Origin of the sequence: Stenotrophomonas sepilia (assembly GCF_003244875.1) — a bacterium.
GTDB classification, from domain to species: Bacteria; Pseudomonadota; Gammaproteobacteria; order Xanthomonadales; family Xanthomonadaceae; genus Stenotrophomonas; species Stenotrophomonas sepilia.
The window spans coordinates 1-24,492 of sequence record NZ_LXXZ01000072.1; the positions used below are offsets into that span (position 1 = coordinate 1).

The 24,492-nt window shown below is 63.8% G+C and carries 23 protein-coding genes; 8 read left to right on the forward strand and 15 right to left on the reverse strand.

What is annotated here, in order from left to right; translation table 11 throughout:
* Positions 1-328 precede the first annotated feature (328 nt).
* Complete coding sequence (locus A7X97_RS14800; protein ID WP_065185261.1) at positions 329-1,942, forward strand: sensor histidine kinase; 1,614 nt, start codon at positions 329-331, stop codon at positions 1,940-1,942.
* 60 nt (positions 1,943-2,002) lie between these two features.
* A complete protein-coding gene (locus A7X97_RS14805; protein WP_072167645.1) occupies positions 2,003-3,376 on the forward strand; it encodes a sigma-54-dependent transcriptional regulator in 1,374 nt (457 codons plus the stop codon).
* Between the two features lie 95 nt (positions 3,377-3,471).
* Here the strand turns inward: A7X97_RS14805 and pilB are convergent, their stop codons facing one another.
* The 3 genes from pilB to A7X97_RS14820 form a co-directional block, all read right to left on the reverse strand.
* Complete coding sequence (gene pilB / locus A7X97_RS14810; RefSeq protein WP_111008103.1) at positions 3,472-5,202, reverse strand: type IV-A pilus assembly ATPase PilB; 1,731 nt, start codon at positions 5,200-5,202, stop codon at positions 3,472-3,474.
* A gap of 151 nt (positions 5,203-5,353) precedes the next feature.
* Entirely contained in the window at positions 5,354-5,767 is a 414-nt protein-coding gene (locus A7X97_RS14815; protein WP_065200572.1) for a pilin, read from the reverse strand.
* A gap of 106 nt (positions 5,768-5,873) precedes the next feature.
* A complete protein-coding gene (locus A7X97_RS14820) occupies positions 5,874-6,314 on the reverse strand; it encodes a pilin (RefSeq protein ID WP_111008104.1) in 441 nt (146 codons plus the stop codon).
* 354 nt (positions 6,315-6,668) lie between these two features.
* Between A7X97_RS14820 and A7X97_RS14825 the strand changes: the two genes are divergently transcribed.
* Genes A7X97_RS14825 through coaE form a run of 3 tightly spaced genes read left to right on the forward strand, consistent with a single transcriptional unit; the run spans position 6,669 to position 9,422 of the window.
* On the forward strand, positions 6,669-7,928 hold the full coding sequence (locus A7X97_RS14825; RefSeq protein WP_111008105.1) for a type II secretion system F family protein: 1,260 nt from the start codon (positions 6,669-6,671) through the stop codon (positions 7,926-7,928).
* 7 nt (positions 7,929-7,935) lie between these two features.
* On the forward strand, positions 7,936-8,799 hold the full coding sequence (locus tag A7X97_RS14830) for a prepilin peptidase (RefSeq protein ID WP_005418626.1): 864 nt from the start codon (positions 7,936-7,938) through the stop codon (positions 8,797-8,799).
* An 11-nt stretch (positions 8,800-8,810) separates the two neighbouring features.
* Positions 8,811-9,422, forward strand: coding sequence for a dephospho-CoA kinase (gene coaE, locus A7X97_RS14835; RefSeq protein WP_111008106.1), 612 nt, complete (start codon positions 8,811-8,813; stop codon positions 9,420-9,422).
* A gap of 240 nt (positions 9,423-9,662) precedes the next feature.
* On the opposite strand, the gene A7X97_RS14840 is transcribed toward coaE, so the two are convergent.
* The 8 genes from A7X97_RS14840 to A7X97_RS14875 form a co-directional block, all read right to left on the reverse strand.
* Complete coding sequence (locus tag A7X97_RS14840) at positions 9,663-10,049, reverse strand: hypothetical protein (RefSeq protein WP_072167640.1); 387 nt, start codon at positions 10,047-10,049, stop codon at positions 9,663-9,665.
* 528 nt (positions 10,050-10,577) lie between these two features.
* On the reverse strand, positions 10,578-11,948 hold the full coding sequence (locus tag A7X97_RS14845; RefSeq protein ID WP_061479297.1) for a sensor histidine kinase: 1,371 nt from the start codon (positions 11,946-11,948) through the stop codon (positions 10,578-10,580).
* Positions 11,911-12,588, reverse strand: a complete 678-nt coding sequence (locus A7X97_RS14850) for a response regulator transcription factor (protein WP_005410804.1) — start codon at positions 12,586-12,588, stop codon at positions 11,911-11,913. Before A7X97_RS14850 ends, A7X97_RS14845 begins: the two co-directional genes overlap by 38 nt.
* Before the next feature lie 162 nt (positions 12,589-12,750).
* The gene (locus tag A7X97_RS14855) at positions 12,751-13,212 is read right to left on the reverse strand and encodes a hypothetical protein (RefSeq protein WP_111008107.1); all 462 of its coding nucleotides are present in this window, start codon (positions 13,210-13,212) and stop codon (positions 12,751-12,753) included.
* A gap of 115 nt (positions 13,213-13,327) precedes the next feature.
* A complete protein-coding gene (locus A7X97_RS14860; protein ID WP_111008108.1) occupies positions 13,328-13,798 on the reverse strand; it encodes a hypothetical protein in 471 nt (156 codons plus the stop codon).
* Between the two features lie 94 nt (positions 13,799-13,892).
* Entirely contained in the window at positions 13,893-14,372 is a 480-nt protein-coding gene (locus A7X97_RS14865; RefSeq protein ID WP_111008109.1) for a hypothetical protein, read from the reverse strand.
* A gap of 258 nt (positions 14,373-14,630) precedes the next feature.
* The gene (rimK, locus tag A7X97_RS14870; protein ID WP_005418651.1) at positions 14,631-15,509 is read right to left on the reverse strand and encodes a 30S ribosomal protein S6--L-glutamate ligase; all 879 of its coding nucleotides are present in this window, start codon (positions 15,507-15,509) and stop codon (positions 14,631-14,633) included.
* A 97-nt stretch (positions 15,510-15,606) separates the two neighbouring features.
* The gene (locus tag A7X97_RS14875) at positions 15,607-15,849 is read right to left on the reverse strand and encodes a hypothetical protein (protein WP_111008110.1); all 243 of its coding nucleotides are present in this window, start codon (positions 15,847-15,849) and stop codon (positions 15,607-15,609) included.
* A 145-nt stretch (positions 15,850-15,994) separates the two neighbouring features.
* Here A7X97_RS14875 and A7X97_RS14880 point away from each other — a divergent pair, with 145 nt between their 5' ends.
* Positions 15,995-16,498, forward strand: a complete 504-nt coding sequence (locus A7X97_RS14880) for a hypothetical protein (RefSeq protein ID WP_146260250.1) — start codon at positions 15,995-15,997, stop codon at positions 16,496-16,498.
* Between the two features lie 223 nt (positions 16,499-16,721).
* On the opposite strand, the gene A7X97_RS14885 is transcribed toward A7X97_RS14880, so the two are convergent.
* Complete coding sequence (locus A7X97_RS14885) at positions 16,722-17,243, reverse strand: hypothetical protein (protein ID WP_065185276.1); 522 nt, start codon at positions 17,241-17,243, stop codon at positions 16,722-16,724.
* A 484-nt stretch (positions 17,244-17,727) separates the two neighbouring features.
* On the opposite strand from A7X97_RS14885, the gene A7X97_RS21730 reads away from it, so the two are divergent.
* Together A7X97_RS21730 and A7X97_RS14890 are read left to right on the forward strand one after the other, a co-directional pair.
* On the forward strand, positions 17,728-18,624 hold the full coding sequence (locus tag A7X97_RS21730; protein WP_146260251.1) for an SEL1-like repeat protein: 897 nt from the start codon (positions 17,728-17,730) through the stop codon (positions 18,622-18,624).
* Positions 18,625-19,352: 728 nt separating this feature from the next.
* Complete coding sequence (locus tag A7X97_RS14890) at positions 19,353-19,589, forward strand: hypothetical protein (RefSeq protein ID WP_065185277.1); 237 nt, start codon at positions 19,353-19,355, stop codon at positions 19,587-19,589.
* Positions 19,590-19,837: 248 nt separating this feature from the next.
* Here the strand turns inward: A7X97_RS14890 and A7X97_RS14895 are convergent, their stop codons facing one another.
* The 3 genes from A7X97_RS14895 to A7X97_RS14905 all read right to left on the reverse strand — a co-directional run bounded on the left by A7X97_RS14895 (position 19,838) and on the right by A7X97_RS14905 (position 24,489).
* Positions 19,838-20,335: a hypothetical protein gene (locus tag A7X97_RS14895; protein WP_146260252.1), complete on the reverse strand. Its 498-nt coding sequence runs from the start codon at positions 20,333-20,335 to the stop codon at positions 19,838-19,840.
* Entirely contained in the window at positions 20,311-21,585 is a 1,275-nt protein-coding gene (locus A7X97_RS14900; RefSeq protein WP_111008113.1) for a hypothetical protein, read from the reverse strand. The genes A7X97_RS14895 and A7X97_RS14900 overlap by 25 nt, the downstream gene beginning before the upstream one ends.
* 69 nt (positions 21,586-21,654) lie before the next feature.
* Positions 21,655-24,489 carry a hypothetical protein gene (locus tag A7X97_RS14905; RefSeq protein WP_146260253.1) on the reverse strand — a complete coding sequence of 945 codons (2,835 nt, stop codon included), beginning with the start codon at positions 24,487-24,489 and terminating at the stop codon, positions 21,655-21,657.
* Positions 24,490-24,492: the final 3 nt, after the last annotated feature.

Consider the following 24,492-nt stretch of genomic DNA (forward strand, 5'->3'; position numbering starts at 1 on the left):
CCCCACTATTGTGGCCGAGCCGGCGCCGGGGCGCAAAGAAGTCTGTACAAAACGCCAGACCCGGCCAGATTTCCGCCGTCATTCAGGCAGTTGCGCCCGGGGGCCGGCTGGCCAGCGGTATCCATCCCAGGCCAAATGCGCGATCCGGGCCGCACCGGCGGGCGCCCGCCGGCGGCCCTATACTGGTCAGCCAGGGTGTGTAGCGTCGGGGGTGCTCGACGGCTTCCACCGCAAGCCACATCGAAGCGACGTACCGCCCGGCCTCAGGGGACGCCGGGCAGGCCCGCCGCAGATTCCAGACCCAGGCAGCCAGAAGGGGAGTTCCGGCGTGTCACCCAGTGCTTCATTGATCGACCGCATCGAATCGATTCCGCGGCGTGAGCTGTATTTCTTCGCGCTGTACCGGGTGCTGATCGCCTCGGTCATCGCCGCCCTGCTCTACAGCCCCCTGTCGGCCCTGGTCGGCGAAGCCCATCACCCGCGGCTGGCCGACACCGTCGCCGCCATCTACCTGGTGCTGTCGCTGCTGGCGCTGGTGATCGGCCGCAACGAACGCTGGCTGCGCCCGATCGTGGTCAGCGGCGTGCTGGTGGACATCGTCGCCGCCACCCTGTTGTCGCATGCCCTGCCCGGTGCCAGCGCCGGCATTTCGATGTCGCTGCTGTTCAACATCGCCGCTGCCGCCACCCTGCTGCCGCTCAGCCTGGGCCTAGGCCTGGCCCTGGCCGCCAGCCTCGCCACCGGCGTGGAATACACTTGGAAGCTGCTGGAAGGTGGCGACCCCACCCGTACCCTGGCCGAACTGGCGATGTTCGCCACCAGCTACCTGGCGCTGGCCTTCATCAGTTACCAGGTCGGCAGCCGCGCGCGCCGCAACCAGCAGCTGGCCAACCAGCGCGGCGATGAAGTGGCCAACCTGTTCCAGATCAACGAGCTGATCATCCGCCGCATGCGTACCGGCGTGCTGGTGGTCGACGCCGACAACCGCGTCACCCTGGCCAACGAGGCCGCCTCGATGCTGCTCGGTGACAGCGACGGCAGCGGCGAAAGCGGCCGCCTGGACCTGGCCAGCGCCGCCCCGGAACTCGCCCGTCGCCTGCAGCGCTGGCGCAACGGCTGGGCCCAGGACGAACTGCCGCTGCAGCTCAACCCCGACCAGCCCGAAGTGCAGCCCCGCTTTGCGCGCCTGCTGGCCGGCAGCGAGCTGGCCCTGGTGTTCCTGGACGACTCCAGCGTGGTCTCGCGCCGTGCCGAATCGCTCACCCTGTCAGCAATGGGGCGCTTCTCGGCCAGCCTCGCCCACGAGATCCGCAACCCGCTGGCCGCGATCAACTACGCGGTGCAGCTGCTGGAGGAAGGCACCGGCTTCAACGAAAGCGATCGCCGCCTGCTGCAGATCATCCGCCAGCAGTGCCAGCGCACCAACGGCATCGTCGAAAGCGTGCTGGGCCTGGCCCGGCGCGAGCGCGCCACGCCCGAAAACGTCGACCTGGCCGCCTTCGTGCGCCGCTTCGTGCTGGAGTACAAGCAGGGGCAGACGCTGGAAACCGACAGCATCGAGCCGATCATCAACGACACCTCGGTGCTGGCCCAGGTCGACAGCAAGCACCTCTACCAGGTGCTGACCGTGCTGGTGCACAACGCGCTCAAGTATGGCCGCATCGGCCAGCAACCGGCGCGGGTGCGCCTGCGCGTGGCGCAGCACGAGCGCAGTGCGGTCATCGACGTGATGGATCGTGGCCCCGGCATTCCCGAGAGCGTGGCCGCGCAGTTGTTCCGGCCGTTCTTCACCACGTCCGAGCACGGCACCGGGCTGGGTCTGTACATCGCCCGCGAGCTGTGCCGGGCCAACCAGGCACGGCTGGACTACATCCCGGTACCCGCCGGCGGCTCCTGCTTCCGCCTGGTGTTGCCCGGCCCGCATACGCTGTTGCCCACCTGATCTCGATTCTGTGCGTCAAACATTTGTCGCTTCCAGCCCCCTCGTTTATCTTTCACGCCCATGAACGAAACCCGCAGCGCCCTCGTCGTCGACGACGAACGCGACATCCGCGAACTGCTGGTACTGACGCTCGGCCGCATGGGGCTGCGCATCAGTACCGCAGCCAACCTTGCCGAAGCGCGCGAACTGCTGGCCAGCAATCCGTACGACCTGTGCATCACCGACATGCGCCTGCCGGACGGCAACGGCATCGAGCTGGTCAGCGAGATCGCCCAGCACTACCCGCGCACGCCGGTGGCGATGATCACTGCCTTTGGCAGCATGGACCTGGCGGTGGAAGCGCTGAAGGCCGGCGCCTTCGATTTCGTCAGCAAGCCGGTGGACATCGCCGTGCTGCGTGGCCTGGTCAAGCACGCGCTGGAACTCAACAACACCGAGCGGCCCGTGCCCGGCCCTGCCGCCGAACAAGGGGCGCGACTGCTCGGCGACTCGCCGGCCATGGACGTGCTGCGCACCACCATCGGCAAGGTCGCGCGCAGCCAGGCGCCGGTGTACATCCTCGGTGAATCCGGCGTGGGCAAGGAACTGGTCGCACGCACCATCCACGCCCAGGGCGCCCGCGCGGCCGGCCCGTTCGTACCGGTCAACTGCGGTGCCATTCCCGGCGAGCTGATGGAGAGCGAATTCTTCGGCCACCGCAAGGGCAGCTTCAGCGGCGCCCACGCCGACAAGCCCGGGCTGTTCCAGGCCGCGCATGGCGGCACCCTGTTCCTGGACGAAGTGGCCGAGCTGCCCCTGCAGATGCAGGTGAAGCTGCTGCGCGCGATCCAGGAAAAGTCGGTGCGCGCGGTCGGCGCCGCCAACGAAGAGCCGGTGGACGTGCGCATCCTCTCGGCCACCCACAAGGACCTGGCCGAGCTGGTCGAGGACGGGCGCTTCCGCCACGACCTCTACTACCGCATCAACGTGATTGAGCTGAGGGTGCCGCCGCTGCGCGAGCGTCGCCAGGACCTGCCGGAACTGGCCGCGTCGGTGCTGGCACGGCTGGCCCGCAGCCACGGCCGCCCGACGCCGTTGCTGGCGCCGTCGGCATTGGATGCACTGGCCCAGTACGCCTTCCCCGGCAACGTGCGCGAACTGGAGAACATCCTGGAACGCGCGCTGGCCCTGGCCGAAGAAGACCGCATCGGCGCCGACGACCTGCGCCTGCCGCAGCATGCCCCGCGCACGCCCGGCAGCGCAGCGCACGCCGAGGCCGTGGTGGACCTGCAGCCCGGCAGCGCCGCCCTGCCCTCGTACATCGAACAGCTCGAGCGCAGCGCCATCCAGCGCGCGCTGGAAGAAAACCGCTGGAACAAGACCCGCACCGCCGCGCAGCTCGGCATTACCTTCCGCGCGCTGCGTTACAAGCTGAAGAAGCTGGGGATGGAGTAAGCACAGGGCCCGACGCGGGCCCACCAACCTGGTAGTGCCGGCCGCTGGCCGGCAACCTCATGCATCGCGGCATCCACGCATGGCGTGGATCGACCTCAATCCTTGGTAACGCGGTTGATCTCGGCCAGGCTGGTGATGCCCGCAGCAGCCTTCTTCAACGCCGACTGGCGCAGATCGTTCACCCCGATCTGCTGTGCGGCCTCGGCAATCTGCAACGCATTGCCGCCAGCCAGCACGATCGTGGCGATCTCGTCGGTCATCGGCATCACCTGGTAGATACCGGTACGGCCCTTGTAGCCCTCGGTGCACTCATCACAGCCGACCGCTTCGTACAGTTCGATACCCGCGTCCAGCTGCGCCTGGGTGAAGCCTTCGGCCAGCAGCGCATGCTCGGGCAGATTGGCCGGGCGCTTGCAGTTGTTGCACAGCCGGCGCGCCAGGCGCTGGGCGATCACCAGCGTCACCGAGCTGGTGATGTTGTACGGCGCGATGCCCATGTTCATCAGGCGCGCGATGGTCTGCGGCGCATCGTTGGTGTGCAGCGTGGACAGCACCATGTGGCCGGTCTGCGCCGCCTTGATCGCGATCTCGGCCGTTTCCAGGTCGCGGATTTCGCCGACCATGATGATGTCCGGATCCTGTCGCAGGAACGAGCGCAGGGCCGCGGCGAAGGTCATGCCGCGCTTGTTGTTCTGCTGCACCTGGTTGACGCCGGGCAGGCGGATTTCCACCGGGTCTTCGGCGGTGGAGATGTTGCGCGTCTCGTCGTTGAGGATACCCAGCGCGGTGTACAGCGACACCGTCTTGCCCGAACCGGTTGGGCCGGTCACCAGCACCATGCCGTACGGCTTGTGGATGGCTTCCAGGAACAGCTTCTGCTGGTCCGGCTCGTAACCCAGCTTGTCGATGCCCAGCTTGGCAGCGCTGCCGTCCAGGATACGCAGCACCACCTTCTCGCCGAACAGGGTCGGCAGCGTACTCACGCGGAAGTCGATCTGCTTGGTCTTGGACAGATTGAGCTTGATGCGTCCGTCCTGCGGTACGCGCTTCTCGGCGATGTCCAGCTGCGCCATCACCTTCAGGCGTGCGGCGATGCGCTGGTTCAGCTTCACCGGCGCGCGCGCGACCATCTTCAGCAGGCCATCGATGCGCAAGCGCACGCGGTAGTCGTCTTCATAGGGCTCGAAGTGGATGTCCGAGGCGCCCTTGCGGATCGCGTCCACCAGCACCTTGTTGACGAACTTCACCACCGGGGTGTCATCGCCCTTGGCATCGATGCCGGCGTCGCCGCCCCCGGAAATGTCCTCGTCACCGCCGGACACATCCAGGTTACCAATGCCATCGTCGTCACCGCCCAGCGCGTCGCCCAGCGTGTCATGGCTGGCATGCCACTGCTCGAGCGTGCGGCGGATCTGGTCCTCATCCACCAGGATCGGTTCCACCACCAGGTTGGTGTGGAACTTGATCTCGTCCAGCGAATGGGTCGGGTTGCTGGTACCCACGAACAGCTTGCCGCCGCGCTTGAACAGCGGCAGCACGTTGTGCTTGCGCAGCAGCTCTTCGCTGACCAGGCTCATCGCGTTCTGGCTGGCGTCGAACGTGGACACGTCGAACAGCGGCATGCCGAACTCGACCGAATTCGCGGCGGCAAGCTGCGCAGCGCTAACCAGCTTGTTCTGAGCGAACCAGGTCGGCAGCGGCTGGCGAGCGGCTGCGGCCTTGGCCATGGCGTCGCGGGCGGCGGCCTCATCCAGGGCGCTGTCCTGGACGAGGCGGCGGGCCAGGCCGGTGATGCCGACGAGGTTGGCGGTGGTTACGGCATTCATGTATGTAGCTCCTACTCCCCCGCGCAGGTTACCGAAGGCGCGTTGCGCGGGGAAGCGCCAGCGCGGTCAACCGTATTCAGCGGACATCTGTCCGCTTGTGCGCCCATGCCAACAGCGCCCCCCCCCCGATCGCACACCGTCAACCAATTCACTACGTGCGGCAAACCGCTGGCACGTGCCGGCGGCTGCCCGCCTTGACCCTGCAGATCCAGACCAGCAATCCGTCTCCGTTGACGGACGGCACCAGATCGAGGGAAACGCCGCCTGCTGCTTCTGTCGTCCGAATACTCAGAACGCCGTCCCCCTCGCACTGAAGAGCAGCGACATTCCCGGTAGCCACATCCAAGGGCCGGACGTCTGCGCAAGCACGTGCGTCGAGTCTTCCATGGTCCACAATATTCTCCTCGACCGCGATCTTGAAGGGTGCCGTTAACAGGATGCCTTCAGATACCCGTGCCCTCACGGTGTAGTCGCGATAGGAGACCAGTGCAACAGCCGCCAGGATGGCAATGATCGATATCACAACCATGAGCTCGATCAACGAAAATCCGGTTTCCCGTTTCATCACTCCTCCTAGGCCCCCATTTCCTGAGAAGTAGTCCGAATCACACGCCTGCATAAAAAAGGCCCCGCGCAAGCGGGGCCTCATCAGCACTGCTCAGCCGGTGAAATTACGGCTTCTTAGCGGCCGTACGGCAGCTGGCCGGCACGTGCTTGGCTTCACCAGCCGACAGGTTGCAGGTCCAGGTGATCGGCGAATCCAGATCGGCCTGCGCCGGGGTCAGGGTCAAGATCGGCTGGACCTTCGCACCCGTAGCCTGGGTGGTCACAGTGATGACGCCATTGGCGATGCCAATGCTGGCAACATTCGTGGTCGCCTTGCTCACGTAACCGGCTGCAGCAGCATCGGCAACGGCCGTGGCGAGGATACCCTGGGACTGGGCGGTCTCAGCGACAGCCAGCTTGGCTGCGTCAGCCTGGACCAGGCCTTCCGACACCTTGGCGCGAATGGTGTAGTCCTGGTAGGCAGGCAGAGCGATGGCAGCCAGGATGGCAATGATCGCGACGACGATCATCAGTTCGATAAGGGTGAAGCCCTTCTGGTTCTTCATTTTGGTACATCCCCAAGATAGTGATGGTTGATTCAGCGGACAGGTTCGGTCCGGCCAGCGGTCGGTTGAGCGGTCCCTGTCCCCTGCGGGTGGATCAACGCAGGTTGCGTGCCAACCCCGGCACGCCTCCCCCTGGATTTCCCCGCGCCCATGATGGCAGCTATTTCACGGATGGGAACCCCCTGAATGCGAATCTGCGATGGACGCGGCAATGTGACGCAGTGCGTCACCTTTGGCCGGCGTCCGGCACGAAATCGCACATCCGGCCGCGCGCCAACTGCCCAGATGGCCCTGAACCGGCTACCATCGACGACTAGTTGCCCGCCTGGGGATGGCGGGTCTTGGGGAGCCAACATGTCCGTCAGTCGCAGTGCGATCAAGAAAGAACCCGTGGCGCGTAGCACCATGGAACTGCAGCCGTTTGTCTGGGAGGGGACCGACAAGCGGGGAGTGAAGATGAAAGGTGAGCAGTTGGCGAAGAACGCCAATCTCCTCAGGGCGGAACTACGCCGTCAAGGTATCAATCCCAGCCAGGTCAAGACCAAGCCCAAACCCTTGTTTGGTGCCGCAGGCAGCGCAGTAAAGCCCAAGGACATTGCCTTCTTCAGCCGTCAGATGGCCACCATGATGAAGTCCGGTGTGCCGATCGTCTCGGCGCTGGAAATCATCGGCAGCGGCCACAAGAATCCGCGCATGAAAAAGATGGTGGACACCATCCGGACGGACATCGAGGGAGGCTCTTCGCTGTACGAGTCCATCGGCAAGCATCCTGTGCAGTTCGACGAGCTGTACCGCAATCTGGTCCGCGCCGGCGAAGGCGCCGGCGTACTGGAAACAGTCCTTGATACGGTAGCGACGTACAAGGAGAACATGGAAGCCTTGAAGGGCAAGATCAAGAAGGCGATGTTCTACCCTGCCATGATCATCCTGGTGGCGTTTGTCGTTTCGGCCATTCTGCTGATGTTCGTGGTCCCCCAGTTCGAGGAGGTCTTCAAGAGCTTTGGCGCGGACCTGCCTGCATTCACGCAAATGATCGTCGCCGCATCGCGCTTCATGCTGTCTTGGTGGTGGGCGATCCTGATCATCCTCGTCGGCGGTGGAGTCGGCCTGTTCATGGCCTACAAGCGCTCGCCCGGCATGCAGCACACGTTTGACAGGCTGATCCTGAAAGTGCCGGTGATCGGGCAGATCATCAACAATAGCGCCATCGCACGTTTCGCTCGCACCACTGCGGTTACCTTCAGGGCGGGCGTGCCGCTGGTGGAGGCCCTGGGTATCGTGGCTGGCGCTACTGGCAACAAGGTCTACGAAGAGGCCGTACTGCGCATGCGCGACGACGTCTCGGTGGGCTACCCGGTCAATATGGCCATGAAGCAACGCAATCTGTTCCCGCACATGGTCATCCAGATGACCGGCATCGGCGAAGAGGCCGGCGCTCTCGACACCATGCTGTTCAAGGTTGCCGAGTATTATGAGCAGGAGGTCAACAATGCCGTGGATGCCTTGAGCAGCCTGCTCGAACCGATGATCATGGTCTTCATCGGTACCATCGTTGGCGGCATCGTCATCGGCATGTACCTTCCCATCTTCAAACTCGGCGCCGTCGTCGGATAACACATACATGGCATTTCTCGACCAGCATCCCGGCCTCGGCTACCCCGCCGCGGCCGCCCTGGGGCTGCTGCTGGGCAGTTTCCTCAACGTCGTCATCCTGCGCCTGCCCAAGCGGCTGGAGTGGCAGTGGAAGCGCGATGCGCGCGAGGTCCTGGAAGAACCGGACTTCTACGAGCCCCCGCCACCGGGGATCGTGGTCGAGCCCTCGCACTGCCCGCACTGCAAGCACAAGCTGAGCTGGTACGAGAACATCCCGCTGTTCAGCTGGATCATCCAGGGCGGCAAGTGCCGCCACTGCAAGGCGCCAATCTCGCTGCAGTACCCGCTGGTCGAGGCCCTGACTTCAGTGCTGGTTCTGGCCTGCGTCTGGCAGTTCGGCTTCGGCTGGCAGGGCTTCGGCGCCATCGTGCTGACCTGCTTCCTGATCGCCCTGTCCGGCATCGACCTGCGCACCCAGCTGCTGCCCGACCAGTTGACCCTGCCACTGATGTGGCTGGGCCTGATAGGCAACATCGACAACCTGTATATGCCGGCCAAGCCTGCCTTGGTCGGCGCGGCGGTGGGCTATCTGTCGCTGTGGATGGTCTGGTGGCTATTCAAGCAGCTGACCGGCAAGGAAGGCATGGGCCACGGCGATTTCAAGCTGCTGGCCGCCCTCGGCGCCTGGTGCGGGCTGAAGGGCATCCTGCCGATCATCCTGCTGTCGTCGGTGCTGGGCGCCATCATCGGTTCGATCTGGCTGTACACCCGGGGCCGTGACCGCGCCACGCCCATTCCGTTCGGCCCCTACCTGGCCATCGCAGGCTGGCTGTACTTCATGTGGGGCGCGCCCGTGGTCGAGCAGTACCTGGTGTTGAGCGGACTGCGCTGAGGGGAATCCCCATGAGCCGGTACGTGGTGGGCCTGACCGGCGGCATTGCCGCCGGCAAGAGCGAGGTGACCCGGCGCTTCGAGGCGCTGGGCATCGTGGTGGCCGACGCCGATCTGGCCGCCCGCGCGGTGGTTGCTGCCGGCAGCCCTGCCCTGGGCCGCATCGCCGAGCGCTTCGGCGCCCACATGCTGCAGGCGGATGGCAGCCTTGACCGGGCGCGCTTGCGTGCCCACGTATTCGCCGATCCGGCCGAACGGGCCGCACTGGAAGCGATCACCCACCCGGCCATCCGCCTGCTGATGCAACAGCAGTGCGCGCAGGCCGCCAGCCCCTATGCGATTGCCGCCATTCCGCTGCTGACCGAGGTCGGCGGGCGGCAGGCCTACCCGTGGCTGGACCGGGTATTGCTCGTGGATGCACCCGAAGCGGTGCAGCACGCCCGGCTGATGCAGCGCGACGGCATCGACGCCGCGCTGGCCGACAAGATGATCGCCGCCCAGGCCAGCCGCGCGCAGCGGTTGGCACTGGCCGATGATGTGGTGGTCAACGATGGCCACCCGGAAGACCTGCAGGCGCAGGTGGAAGCGCTGCATGAGCGGTATCTGGGGTTGGCTGGGAGTTGAGGCCGGGTTGCCGGCCAGCGGCCGGCACTACCAAAGCGAATCCACGCGTGGCGTGGATCTACTGGACGGCTCGATTGCCGGCCAGCGGCCGGCACTACCGAAGCGACTCCACGCACGGCGGTGATCTACCGGGCGCCAGCGTGGAACTGCTGTGGAGCCGAGCCCATGCTCGGCTGCGATCATCAAGCCGAGCATGGGCTCGGCTCTACAAAGTGTTCTGCATCCACGCATGGCGTGGGCCTACTCCAGCTGCAGGCGGGCATAACGGGCCAGTTCTCGTGCGCCAAGCAGCAATCCATCTACGACATCCGGGCTGAGCTGCTGATGGGCACCGCCCTGCTCGCGGGCGGCTTCGGCGGCGTGCAGCACCTGCATGAGTGCATTCAAGCCGGCCAGGGTGCGGCTGAGGCCGGCCATGGTGGCCGCCTGTGCCGGGCTCAGTCCCTCCGCTTCCAGCCGTCGACCGTCGGCTGCATCGCGCCCGTCCATGCGGGCCAGCAGCGCGGGCAGCAGATCCTTGGGATCATCGAGCAGGGTTTCGATGCGCTCGGCGACGTCGGCGGGCAGCAGGTCAGCGGCTTCGCCGATCAGGGCGTGCAGCTGGGGGAACAAGGGGCGTGCGGACATGGTGAATCTCCTCGCAGACGACGAGCCACCTGCGGATGCAAGGTGGCGGACGGTGCGGGTTGGCGTACCGGAGGTCCGACATTCAGCAAAAAGACTCCAGCGGATTCTGATGAATCCCCACGCACCGCCCGCCGAAGCAAGGCACGCGGTGCATTTTCGACGACTGACCGAGAGTCAGTTGAAGATTGCTGAATGTTGGATTTTTTTCAGGACGCCAATCCCGGCCAGGGCACCTGCCCCGGCCGACCCATCTGGCCATCACGCAGCGCTGTGATCTGTAAGGAAATTCTCAAGCCGCAGTTGAGGGTACGAATGCGTGCATGCGGACACGCACGCGGCGTGGCGGCGATCACGGTGATGTCGTGTTGGGCTTCTGGCGCATCACGACTGCGAAGTTAATTTGATGGCACAAGCGACACAGGGCGCAACACGAACCCGGTGTAGAGCCGAGCCAATGCTCGGCTCCGGGAAGCCACCGCAGCCGAGCGCGGGCTCGGCTCAGTGGAGCACCCACCAAAGTAAAGCTCCTTACAACGGCTTCGGCGAGAATGTCAGGGTGGCGATCACGCCGCGCTCGCCACCGGGGCGCACGCTCACCTGCCAGCCATACAGATCGCACAGGCGGCTGACGATCGACAGGCCGATGCCACCGCCCTGCGAATGGCCGGCATGCGTGCCGCGATAGCCCCGCTGGAACAGCTTGGCGGCATCCTCTTCGCTCAGCCCCGGTCCGCTGTCGGTCACCGACACCGAATTGCTGCCGACAAAGACGCGCACTTCGCCATCCTGCGAGTACTTCACCGCGTTGCCGATCAGGTTGCCCAGCGCCACCGACAACGCGGCTTCCGGCGCATCGATCACCAGGTTGCGCTCGCCTTCCAGTGCCAGTTCCAATGGCTTGCCGCCCAGCTGTGCACGGTGGGCGTCCAGCAGCTGTTCGGCTACGCGGGCGACGTTACTGGTGCCCTGCCCGCGTTCGTTGCGCGACAGCAGCAGCAGTGCGCCGATCAGGTCGCTGCACTGCTGTTCGGCGCGCTGGATGCGCTGCAGACGCTGCAGCACCTTCTCATCCAGGCCGGGCCGGGTCAGCAGCAGCTCGGTGGCGCCACGTATCACCGCCAGCGGCGTGCGCAGCTCGTGGCTGACGTCGGCATTGAACTCACGGTCGCGCTGCACCACTTCGGTCAGCCGCGACGAATAATCATCCAGCGCCTGCGCCAGCTGCCCCACTTCGTCATCGGGGAAACGTGGCGCCAGCGGCTCGGGCTCGCTCGTGCCGCCGCGATAGGCACGCAGCCGCGCGGCCAGGTCCGAGACCGGCTTCATCACCTTCGAGGCCGACCACCAGCCCAGCACCAGCGACAGCAGGCTGAACACCAGCACCGACAGTACCAGCGCGCGGTTGAGCTGCTGCCCACCGCGCACGCTGTCGGTCATGTCGTAGGCCAGGAACGCCCAGGCGTCGGGTGTTTTGCGCACGGCCAGCTTGTACGCATACGGTTGCCCGCGCTCGTCCACGCCAGAGATGTTGTGATTGCCATCGGGCAGCGCAGCCCAGTCCGGCTCTTCCTCGCGCAACGCCTCGAACTTGTCGGGTTTGACGAGGCGCGCACGCATCTGCTGCACGGGCAAGTCGGGGTTGCGATCCGGGCTCTCGTAGAACCGCCGCACGTACTCGTTGATGTTGCGGTTCATCACGTCTTCCACCAGCTGGTTTTCCACGCGCATGCGGGCCCAGTTGGTGGCGAACGCGAACAGTGTCGTCAGGCAGAAGCCCAACAACACGAACGAGACGATGATGCGGCTGCGCAGGCGCCGCCGATACGGCGAACGCCGGCGCTCCCCCTTGGTTGCCACGGAATCAGGCTTCCGGGGTGGCGATGCGGTATCCGATGCCATGGCGGGTCTGGATCAGCGGCACTTCAAACGGCTTGTCGACCACCGCACGCAGGCCGTGGATGTGGACACGCAGCGAATCCGAATCGGGCAGCTCTTCGCCCCAGACGCGGGTTTCCAGTTCCTGGCGGGTAACCACGGCCGGCGCGGCCTCCATCAGGGCCTGCAGGATCTTCAGCGCGGTCGGGTTGAGCTGCAGCAGCTTGCCCTGGCGGCGCACTTCCAGCGTGTCCAGGTTGTATTCCAGATCGCCGGTTTCCAGCACGCGGGTCTGCACGCCCTTGCCGCGGCGCGACAGCGCGTTCAAGCGCACTTCCACTTCCTGCAGCGCGAACGGCTTGATCAGGTAGTCGTCGGCGCCGGAATCGAAACCGGCCAGCTTGTTGTCCAGCGAGTCGCGGGCGGTCAGCATCAGTACGGGGGTCTGCTTGCGCGCTTCGTTGCGCAGCTTGCGGCAGACTTCAATGCCGTCCATGCCCGGCAGGTTCAGGTCCAGAACGATGGCGTCGAACTCGTGGACCACCGCCAGGTGCAAGCCGGTCACGCCGTCGGCGGCGAAGTCCACGGTGTGGCCACGATCCTCAAGGTAGTCGCCAAGGTTGGCGGCGATGTCGCTGTTGTCTTCGATTACGAGAATGCGCACTGGGACCTCTGGTTCTTGAAGGGTCGTCGGGGGGCCAGGCCCACCTGCTCAGGATGCCCCTGCGCGGGTGGACGCGACGTCTACCTGCTGAACGATACAGGTTCCATTCTTAACATTTCGTACCGACGGGGCGACACCGGGCAAGGCCCCTGCGGCGGCGGGTCAGCGGCTGATGCGCTGCTGGTCGGTCAACGCCTGGCGGCTGTCTTCCTGGGCCTTGCGACGCTGGGCCACGGTCAGGCAGACGCTGGTCGGCATGTTGCTGCCGGTCAGGCGCTCGCGGCGGCAGATCATGCGGCTGTCGGCCTGGGCGCGGGTCATGATGGTGTTGACGATCTCCTGCTCGTTGAACAGGTCGTTGCGCTCCTGCGGGACCAGCTCTTCCACCTTCTCGCGGCCATTCATCTTGATCCGGATCCGGTTCAGCGCCTGCTGCACGCGGCTCTTGTCCTCCAGCCCGATCACGCTGTAGTCCTCGCTGCCCATGGCCGTTTCAACGCGGCGGATCTGTTCGGATACCGGGGTGAAGGAATCCATCTGCACGGTGTCCTTCTGCGCCTTGGCCTGCACGGTGGCCACCAGGCCGAGCGACAGCATCAGGGCGAGCGTAGTGGCGCGGTACATGACGAGCTCCATGTTCGTCCATGAATAGGGTCTCGACTTTACGGTTGCGCCGATGCGTCCACAAGGGACGCACGGCAGGGTGACCGATGGCGGCCTGCGACCGGCCCAACCACGGTTACGGCTTGTAGTTGTTGAAGCGCTGGTTGTCGTTGAGCGTCTTGCGGCTGTCTTCCTGCGCCTTGCGGCGCTGGGCCACGGTCAGGCAGACGCTCTGCGGCATGTTGCTGCCGGTGGTGCGCTCGCGGCGGCAGACCATGCGACTGTCGGCGTGGGCGCGGGTCATGATCGTGTTGATCACTTCCTGGTCGTTGAAGATCTCGGTGCGGTCCTGTGGGCTCAACTGCTCCACCCGTTCGTGGTCGCCCATCTTGATCTTGATGCGGCCCAGCGCCTGCTGCACGCGGCTTTTGTCTTCCAGACCGATCTCGCTGTAGTCCTCGGTGTTGATCGCCGTTTCAACGTTGCGGATCTGTTCGGCCACCGGTGCGTTGGCGTCGAACCTCACCTGCCCTTTCTCGGGCTTGGCGTGCGCGGTGGTGGCCAGTGCCAGGCCCAGCATCAGGGCGAAGGGGGTCATGCGCTGCATTGTTACCTCCAGGTTCTTCCATGAGTGGAAAATCGGCCCTGCGGTGCCACCGATACGCCGTTACGGCACCCCGGTGGACCGAAAGGCGGTGCGGTCAACGCCCGGCGGGCGGTGGGCTGAGCGTGTTGTAGCTGCGCTGGTCGTTGATCAGCGCCTTGCCTTTCTCTTCGATCCGGCGCCGTTCGGCCACGGTCAGGCAGCGGCTCTTGGGCATGTTGCTGCCGGTGGTGCGTTGGTACCTGCAGATCTGCCGGCTGTCGTCATGGCCACGCGCCATCAGGGTGTTGATGCGTTCCTGCTCGTTGAAGACCTCGGCCTGCAACTGCGGCGGCAGCTCCTGCACGGTCTGGCGTTCGCCCATGTGCTGGCGGATACGCGACAGCGCCTGCTGCACCTGGCCGCGATCCTCGGCAGACAGTTCGGCATAGTCGGGGGCAGCCAGCGCGGTTTCCACCCGGCGCATCTGCTCGGCGACCGACCCCTGCCGGTCCATCTGTACAGCGACTTTCTCCGGCTTGGCGGCAACAGCGCCAGACAGGCCCAGCAGCAACGCGATCGTCATGATGCGGTACATCGCCAACCTCCCGATCCATCCCGGAACGAAGGGCCAACTCTACGACCGTCACGCGGCCTCCACAAGAGACCTTGGGCACAGAGCCGACATGCATAAAAAAGGCCCAGACGGTGCACCCGCCTGGGCCTGAAGTCGTATCCCGATACCGATCCTGCTGAGAGGCAGAGCTGCGGTTCGCTGAAGCCTACGCCGGGGCCGATTAAAGCCTCGTTAAAGCCCCGGATCATTTACCCATGAGAATCACAACCCCATGAATAATCAGGGTTTTTTGATCTTCTCTACGTGTTCGATGATGCGTGTGGCCACGTCGACCCCGCAGGCCGCTTCGATGCCTTCCAACCCGGGCGTGGAGTTGACCTCCAGCACCAGCGGGCCGCGCGCGGAGCGGATCAGGTCCACGCCGCACACCGACAGGCCCAGCGCCTTGGCCGAACGCACCGCCACCTGCTGCTCGGCGCGACTGGCCTTGGCCGCCACGGCGGTGCCGCCGGCGTGCAGGTTGGAGCGGAAGTCACCCTCCGGTGCCTGCCGCTGCATCGACGCCACCACCTGGTCGCCCACCACGAAGCAGCGCAGGTCGGCGCCCTTGGCCTCGCCGATGAATTCCTGCATCAGGAAGTTGGCGTACAGGCCGCGCAGCGCTTCGACGATGCCGCGCGAGGCACTGGCCTTTTCGGTCAGGATCACGCCGCGACCCTGGGTGCCTTCATTGAGCTTCACCACATGCGGCGGCGGGCCGAGCATGGACAGCAGATCGACGGTGTCATCGGGGTTGTCGCCGAACACGGTGACCGGCATGTCGATGCCCTTGGCCGCCAGCAGCTGGTGCGCGCGCAGCTTGTCGCGCGAACGCAGGATGGCATCGGACGGATTGGGCGTGCGCGCGCCCATCAGCTCGAACTGGCGCAGCACGGCGGTGCCGTAGCGGGTGATCGAGGCACCGATGCGCGGAATGACCATGTCCACGCCGGTCATCGGCCGGCCCTTGTAGTGCATGGAAAAGCCATCGGCGGCGATGCGCATGTAGCAGCGCAACGGGTCGAGGATGCGCACGGTATGGCCGCGCGCGCGCGCCGCCTCGACCAGCCGACGGGTGGAATACAGGGAGCTGTTGCGGGACAGGATGGCGAGCTTCATCGCGGAGGGATCGGTCGGCAGGCGCGCAGCATAGCGCGGGCGTGTGGCGGGCGGATGATGCCCGTCGCCGACGATCTCGAACGTTGTGGATGAAGCTTCAGCTGTCCCGTTCAGCACTGACCTGGAAGCCACGGGCCGCTTCGCCCAGCGCCGCCACGCAGGCCATCTGCAGGGCAGAATTGCTGAACGCCTGCTGGTAGATCTGCTCGAGCAGTTTCGCGGCCTTGGGACCACCGGCACGCCCGAGCGCGCGCACGGCCTCAAGCTGCTTGTTCGAGCCGACGCCGGCTGAAAGAAAGATCCGATGGATGCGCTCGACGACGTCGTTCCGGCAGTTCATGGAAGGCAGCTCCTGATCAGTATCCGCTCACGCTAGCTGCTCAGTGCCGGCCTGCCCATGGGAAAAGTTTGAAGCGTTACGCGCCCCTCCGCAGCGCCTCTAGGAGTTCTACGAAAATGTCGCTTTCGGCTGGAAGCAGGCGAGCGTGCCGATCACCATGGAAGCTCCTCCCAAAGCGGAAATCCCGATGTCGAAAATGGAGCGACTTGCACAGAAGCTGCAGCAATCCGCACACGCGGAGCAGGCCAGGGCCGCCGCCATCGAAAAGCAGTACCAGGACTGGATCCAATCGCTGCATGTGCTGTTCGACACCATCGAACTGTGGCTGCAACCGTTGGTGCAGGCGAAGGTGGCCACGCTACGTCGGGACACGGTCACCATCACCGAGAATCCGTCATCCGGGGAACTGAAAACCTACGCGGCCCCCGCACTGACCCTGAACGTCAATGGCAAGGCCGCCGCGATCAAGCCTCTGGCCCGCTTCTGCTTCGGCTGCCAGGGACGGGTGGATATTCTGGCCCGGGAAAACCAGTGGCACCTGACACGGCACTTGGAGCCGGACGAGGTCTGGTACCTGCACACGCATGATCGCGCCCAGGGACGCGTGCTGGACGCGGACGCGTTGGCCGCGGTGTTCGCGGCGTACTGAGGCGGTCTGAAGGAACCTGCGCGGCGGAAACGCGACGCGGTCTTGAAGGATGGAGCGGGCGATGGGAATCGAACCCACGTCAGTAGCTTGGGAAGCTCGTCATTAAAACATGTGTTTCAATGACTTATCACGGATTTCCGCTCCGCAATGTGCCTAGTTGCAGGTTCGTTTTTACCGAGAGAAGCGCAGTATTCGCAGCAATTGCGGAGCGCGCTCGGGCCTCTCAGACGCCGCGCCGCATCTGCTGCAGCCCTGCCCTCACCCACGCCTTAGTGCGGGCGTCCCTCGCTCGGGGTTTCGTCTCTGCCGGCGGCTTGCGCGGTTCGAGCGCTGCCTTGATCCGCTCGATTTCCCTCGCGCCGGCCTCGGCCAGACGCCGGGCCTGTTGCTGCTGCTCACGGGTCGGCGGCAGGCCGGGCGGTGGTGGTGCCGGCTGGATCGGCGTGGTGTCAGTCAGCCGGGCAACGGCCTCGCGCAGAGGCAGGTCGGGATACAGCCTGGCGGCGCACCAGCGCTCGGCATAGCGCCTGCCCTGAGACACGCTGGCGGCGAAAACCCTCTTGGTCTCGAAGATCTTTCGCGCATCCAGGTAAAGGCGGACGCCACGGCCGGGTGCCGGAGTGATGTTGGCGACTGAGCGCCCGTTCCACCAAAGATCCCACCGCTCCCCTGTCTGGAGCCAGCCAGATGGAATTGGCGCGGTGCGGAAGCCTTGGTAGGTCGAGGAGATCATGGCCGGCAGCATACGGCCGGCGGTCGCAGATCCTGCGAACGCGGCGGCGACCTGGATGAATCGTTCGGGGAAGGAGTTGTTAAGCGCTGCACCGGCGATTTGACGAAATCGTCAATTTGCACGAATTGCGGGTAGAGCCCGGCTCGACCCTGAGCCGGCGCGGCGCTGCTCACGCGCTTCCGGGTTGAGCTGCCTGCGGCCCCGGATCCGGCAGGGTCAGCATGCCCCTCCTTCCTATCCCGCGCCATCAGGCAACCGGTCGCCGCTGGATCGGAGGTTCCCTACGCCGCCAGGCGGTGCTCGTAGAACGGGGGCCGCTTGTCGTCGAAGATCCGATGGAACGCGACCAAACTGAAAAGACCTAGAAGGTGCAGCCCAGACCAGGCCCTGCATTATGAATGCCTCATGAATAATTCACCCGTATCACGTAGGGAAGTTGGGCCCTGACGACGTTTTAGATATCAATAGGCACGTCTCACAACCTAAGAAATCGATCATGAATCGGAAGAATGTGTCCATCACCGCCTTGGCCTTGCTAATAGCAACAACCGCAGCCATTGCCATCATGCTTGGCAATGACTCAAGTAGCGCGAAAAATGCAGCCACCGAAATCGCCAATGCAAATATAGACAGCGACGCGGGCGTGAAACCGACACCGTATGTACAACTCGCCGCCCAAAGAAAGATTGATTCGCGATACGTCACTGCAGCAAACGGAAGAGCTTTCACCTTACAACGACCGCCAATATTTCGCCCCCCGGGCGATGCCCTTGCGTTCGCCAATGGGCTCCTCGCGGCATCAAGGCGCGGCGACGCGACCTCTACGTATGAAATTTTTCTAACGGTTTCAGACTGCCAGAATGCAATGGAGGGCGCCCCTCCCATCGCCAGCAATGAGCCGGAGATGCGAGAATTTTCTCGCCAAGAGATTGATTACTTCAAAACAAAGCTAACTGAATGTGAGAGCCTGCTTGGCGACCCGTCATTCACCTCAAAAAACTGGCTAGATCTTGCCGCAGAGCAAGGATCAATCGAGGCCAAGATAATGTACTCGATCAATCCAGATCACATCCTAGGGAATGTAGACGATTATTCAATGAAGCCAGAAAAGGTTTCAGAATGGAAAGAGAAATCCATCCAGTACCTTGAAGAAGCATCAAAGCAAGGCAGCACCAACGCACTCTTTCAACTATCAAACATCTATGAAAACGGGATCGTGGCATCTGCCGACCCGATCAAGAGCCTGGCATATCAAATTGCCTATGACAACGCCAAATTGGGAAACCCCAACAACCAGAGGCAACTAGATCTAAGAAGATCACTGACACGAGAGCAACAGAACCGCGCCGAGCAATTAAGCAAGGAAATATTCAAAAGCTGCTGCACAAACTAATGGAAATTCCAAATGATTAAATCAGGAAGGGCAAAGGTAGCGTCCCTGTTAATAATTGCAGCAACAATCCCCCTCATGTACTGGGCATTCAATAGAGCGGAAGCCAGAGAGCCCCGCAGAATTGGTCCATATACTTGCGTATCCTGCAACAAGGATTATCCCGTTGCGACGGAGAACGACCTCAGGGAGATAAATTATCAGAATCACTTCCTAAAGACCGACTTCTTTGACGATTCCAAGGGCCCCGCTGATTCCCCTGGTGACGTCATAATTATCTGCAGCTCAATCTGTGTTGACTGGAAGATGACGACGTCCAGATCGTGGGAAGGAACCAATGCGCGCGCGCGGGGGAAATTACCTGGCGGCGCCGGCGGCGGCGGCAGTCGCGGTGGTGGCGGCACTGGTGGAGCTAATCCTGGTAGCGGTTGCTACGGAAACTGCGGCGGTGGCGGCAGCGGAGTCGTAACGATCAAGCCAATTATCCCTGTTCGTCCGAAGTAGCATTCGAAGCACGGACAAGTTCAGGCAAGCGGGAACAACACCTTCCGCTTGCAGTAACGTCAACGCTTAACGGAATGAAAGGAACGATGGCGAAGACGACTTGACCACTTTTGGTTCGCGTTGTCACCTCAAGATTGGCGTGCACAGCGAATTCCATAGGCTAGTGATCCTAGGTCATCCGTTCGAGCATGCTTCTCAAGCCTTCTCTCACTTTACGGCGATCATGTATGGAATTTGCGATCTTCTGTGTCGCTATCGCGTTCGCAACCGGCATCCTCGGCGCTTCGCCTGGAAAGGCGTTTCTGATGGGATTCAGCGTAGGGTTCGTTTCCGCACTAGTTGCGATCGCCATTGAGCGGAGGCTCAACGATTGGGCTGACCTCTACCCAATCTCCATCTTGGCCCTGCTGTTTGGTGTTGCTACTGCGACCATGGCCTTATCGGTGTCCAAGCTGAAGCGCTGAAGCTCCCTTCCACGCTTTTGGGTTTCTAAAAATTTTGCCCCCGCGATCAGGGGGCTTTTTTTTTGTCACCAAATCATGACGTCATCTGGGTGCGCCCATTGCGGCCGCGTGAGGGCTCCCCTCACCCAAACCCCAGCGGCACCTCCGTCAGGTCCACGATGAAGATCGTGGCGTTCTGAAACGCGGCGAGTTGGAAGAGTGGTGAACTCGCCGAGTGACAACGGAAAGGGCCCCCTGCAGCAGGTCTCTCAGAGAACAACGAACGGGCTCGCCGTCTCCAGCGGCAGCTCCGCCCTCTCCGGCCAGGCGAACGTCTCCGGCTGCGGCAACAGCGCGCGCACCTCGTCCCAGGTGTCGATCCCTTCCGGCGGATTCAGCACCAGCTGCTCCAGCGCCTGGTTCACAGCATCGCGCCAGGCCACCATCGCCCGCGCCTCCGCGTGGTATCGGGCCACGCCGCTGTTGTAGTAGCTGGCGCACGACTCGATGCTGTCGTAACCACGCTCTACCGCCTCGGCGCGCATCCATGCAAACGCCTGATCCCGGATGTAGCGGTAATGCGCGGGCGTGTGCAGCTCGAAGCCTGGGCCTGGCGATACCGCCGGTAGAGGCGTATTGGCCTCCAACCACTCGGTCGGCCACAGGTAGTGACCGCGCGGAATGAATGCGCCGGTTTCGACGCAGCGAATGACGTCTGGATCATCGGTAAGCTGATACATGATTAAAGCCCCGCGTCTGCTGTCCATTGAAACCAACCGCCCCATTGTCCGTTGGTGTTGTTCCAGCCGACATTGAAGGATGCGTCACCAATAGCCTCAACAACCGCTGTGATGTTCGAACCGTCGGCCTGCGATACAACTCCTGGAGTGCCAGACGGTGCGCCGTAGATGACAACCGAAGGTGGCGCACGCATCGGGTCGCCCATCAACACGCAGAACCGATTGATCTGATTGGTGTTTGCACCATTACCTGCTGTGAACCGTCCAGCATTGGTGTAAGTGCCGGGCGCGTCGCTTTGCAGGTAGCTTTTGCGGTAGTAGCGCCGACAAAGAACGAATTCCGTTGCATCTGGCCGGTGTTCGAAAGTGGTGGCCACAGTGCCCGCTTCCAGCTGCAACTGACTGAACCAGTATGTTCCAGACTTCTGCCCGATACCCCCGGCGTCGGGTGCTGCATCACTACCAGCACCTGCGTCAAGCCAGATGTTCAACCAAAGCGTATTGTTGGCCGCGATGGTCTTCCCAGCAACACTGGGAAGGTCAAAGGTCAACGTCGCATACGTCCACACCTGCGACGGCAAGTTAATTTTCTGCGCATTTACTTTGACAGTCGCCGACGCACCCGTGGATCCGAAAAGCTGATAGAAATTGACGGAAATTGTTCTCGCGGAGTCCGCCCACATCCATCCGCTGAACGTAACTTTGCCACCAGACAAAGTACGAACGTCTTCGATCCGTTGTTGCAAAAGCGCAAAATTGTTGGCGCCAGCCACACTCGCTACTGTCACTTGGAACGCGTTACGCGGCCTATTTTGCAGTGTGCCGGGAAGCGCAGTTCCGTCCGCCTTCTGTTGATTACCACCGATCTGAGAACCAGCACCCCATAAAAACCAACAGTCAAGCGAGTACCTTGCGGTAGCCGCAAGAGGAAAGCTGGTTCCGCGCTGAGGGATACGAAAATCGCCATTGATAAGTACGTTCCTCCCAATGAAGCGCGCACCAAGTGCAGTATCTGCGTTCTGGCGTGTAGTCACTTCTGCTTCGATTGCCTCCGATAGTGCGGTATCAGCATCAGTGCGCAGCTGCGTCTCCTGCTGCAAGCCCGTTTTCAGATCGGCCACGTCCTGGCCGATGTTCGATGACCCACCTTCCAACGCCGAGAGGCGCCCCTCGGCATCTTGGAAGTTGTCATTGCAGGTTGCGAACGCGGTGAACGCGTCGTCGCCTGGTCTGCCGTCCGGCTGGATGGTCGTTTGGTCAATGAGTTTCTGCGGCATGTGTGTTCTCTGCTTTTGATCGCCCACGGCAAAGCGGGCCGGACATGCCGGCCCGCGCCTTGTGCGGTTTCAGTTCTCGACCGAGATGATCGACAGGCTCTGCGTGATGGACTGCTGCTGGAAGGAACCGGAGGTGTGCGTCACGGTCTGCTCGGTGAAGCTGGTGATCACCGCGCGGTAGGTCATCGTCTGCGCACTGGTGCTGGTGTCGTTCACGGTGAATGATCCACCCCAGGTGGACGTGGCGTTGTCCGGGCCGTCCTGCTCGTTGAGGATCATCACCGAACCGCTGACGTTCAGTACATGCCAAAGCGATTCAGCCCCCTCCCCCACCCGCCGATAGATCTCAACGCGTGCCGTGTTCTGGCCCGCGCCCGCGACAAAGCCGTCGCTGCCATAGGTGGTCTTGGTCCGGATGTGCCGGCGGGAGAAGCTGACAGTGACGCTCCGCACGCGGCCATTGGTGGCGAACGGGCCGTTGACCAGCTCCACGCCGACTGTCTGCGTGGTCGTCGTCTGGACCGCGTTACGCAGGATGCCCGCCGACAGCTGGCCACCGAAGTAGGCACTGCCGTTGGCATCCATCCACATCACGGCGTTGGCCTTCGACGCAGCACCCGCACCGACGTTCGGCCCGAAGTAGTCGACCAGGTTGTCGCCGGCGGCACCGAAGTTGGTTCCGATGATGCGCTGAGCAGATCCTTTCCAGACGCGAAGGAAGCCTCCGCGCCACTCCATCCCCTCACTGGCTCCGGGCGAGATGACCTCAAACGTGTTGCTGGAAAAGCGGGTGTTGATGACCTGGCCGTTGTTCTCGATGACCATGCCGCCGATCAGCGGGCCGCTGCCGCTGTTGGCGATGACGTTCAGGAACGCCCGCGCCAACACCTGGGTCAGCCCGTTCTCGTTCTGCACGACGCGAGCCTCCATGCCCTGGACCACTTCGGCGCTGGCCTTGCTGTCCACCTCAGCCTTCACCGATTGCAGTTGGCCAGTGAATGCCTCGATGCCCTGCTCGGTCACGTCGACCCGGGCGCTGATCTCCTCGACGTAGTCCGCTGAGGCTTTCCCGTCCAGTTCGACGCCCAGGTGCTGGATCTGCACCGCCTGGGCGCTCTGCTCCGTGGCGATGACCTCGATGGACCGCGTGGCCGTGGCCTCGAACTCGCCCAGCTCTGCCCGGACCGATTCCACCTGCTTGGCGACGGCGCGGTCGCCTTGGGCGATCACGGACTGCCAGGTCTTCACGCCCGCGCGCACGTCACGGTCCCCGGCGTTCCAGTCCCGGTCACCCGCGTGCTTGTACGTCACCTGCGCTTCCAGCGACGACGTTCTGTCGCCGACTGCCCGGATGCCCTCCTCCGTTTCTTCCACACGGGTCGAGACGGCATCCAGTGCTTCCGCAGAGGCCATCTTGCCGTCGCCGGCGGGCATCCTCGCGGACACCCGCTCGATCGCCTCAGCGTTGGCGCTGTCGCCGTCTGCGCGCGCCTGGCGTTCCTCGGTGACGCTGGCCTCCGTAGCCACCGTCCCGTCGCCCGTCGGCATCCGCGCCTGGATCACATCGATGGCGCTGGCGTTGGCCTCATCAGCCGAGACTCGCGCATCGCGCTCAGCAGCAAAAAGGCCGCTTGGAACTTGGGACAGGTCGCTGCCCTCGTAGTCGCCCCGCAGCTGCACGGCCAGCGTCTCGCGCTTGCTGGCCTCGGCCACGTCCGCCGCTACACGGGCGCGGGCTTCCTCCTGGACCAGCGCAACGCCGGCACCGGGCGTCGGACGCCCGATGGCCACCCAGTCGGTCATGAAGTAGCTGGAGACGGTCTGGGTCGCCCCGAACTGCAGCCGGATGGCGTCGACCTCACCCGGCCACCTGGCGATATCGGCCACGTCGACCGTGCCGACGCCATTGTCGTCCCACCGCGGCTCCGGGATCGCCGCCCGCTTGTCCACGTCCCATGCCTGGTCGGCCAGCGTGATCCACTGCAGGAAGCCGTCCCACGTTGCATCGCCAACGCGCTTCACCCTCAGCTTGACGAAGCGGTAGGCGCTGCCGTCGATGCCCAGGGCTGCCGGCGATTGAATATACGGGTTCTCGGTGCCGTTGGCCGGCCGCAGCCAGCCATCGACCACCGTCGGTGGCGCACCGTTGCCGGTCCACTCCTCCACGGTGGTGTCGAAGTACCAGATGCGCAGGCTGTCGAACTGAGTCCCGCTGCCAGCCGCAACCTCGGACAGCGCGCGCGACAGCGATTCCACGTCGCTCTGCCGGGTTTGCGTCTCCAGCGTGATGGCAGCCTCGCGCTCGAGGCGTTCATTCAGCAGGCCGTCGACCCGGGTCTGCGCCTCCTGTGCGATCGCCTCCATTGCGTCGGACACCCCACGCTGCCGCAGATCCGCCTCAGCCAGAAGATCCCGCGCAGCGGCAGCCAGGCCATCGGCCCGCGCGGCCGCTTCTGCGGCATCTGCCTCCATTCGGTCTGCGATCTCCTTCGTGATCCGCTCCGTCTGCTTGATCAGCTCGGCCGTGGTAGGCGGTGGCGTAGCCTCCACGACTGAGCCCGAGCCCGGCCGGCCGCGCACGGTCGGCGTGATCTTGAACCACCACTTGGTGCCGGTGTTGTCGCTGTAGAAGTAGCGCGTGTCGGTGGTCCGATAGATCTCGGTCCATGGCCCCTCCGGAGAGGGGCCACGCTCGACCACGTACACGACGCCGGCCAGATCGACCGCCGGCCATTCCAGCAGCACACCGTCGGCCACCGGGTTGGGGGTCACCCCATCCACCGGTGGCACCTCGGGTGGCCGGTGCACGACCGGGAACCAGTTCGAGTAGCGCGACGCCGCCGGAGACGGCGACGGCAGCGCGCCCACGCCGATCTCCACCAGCGTGAGTTTCCTTGCTTGCATTGC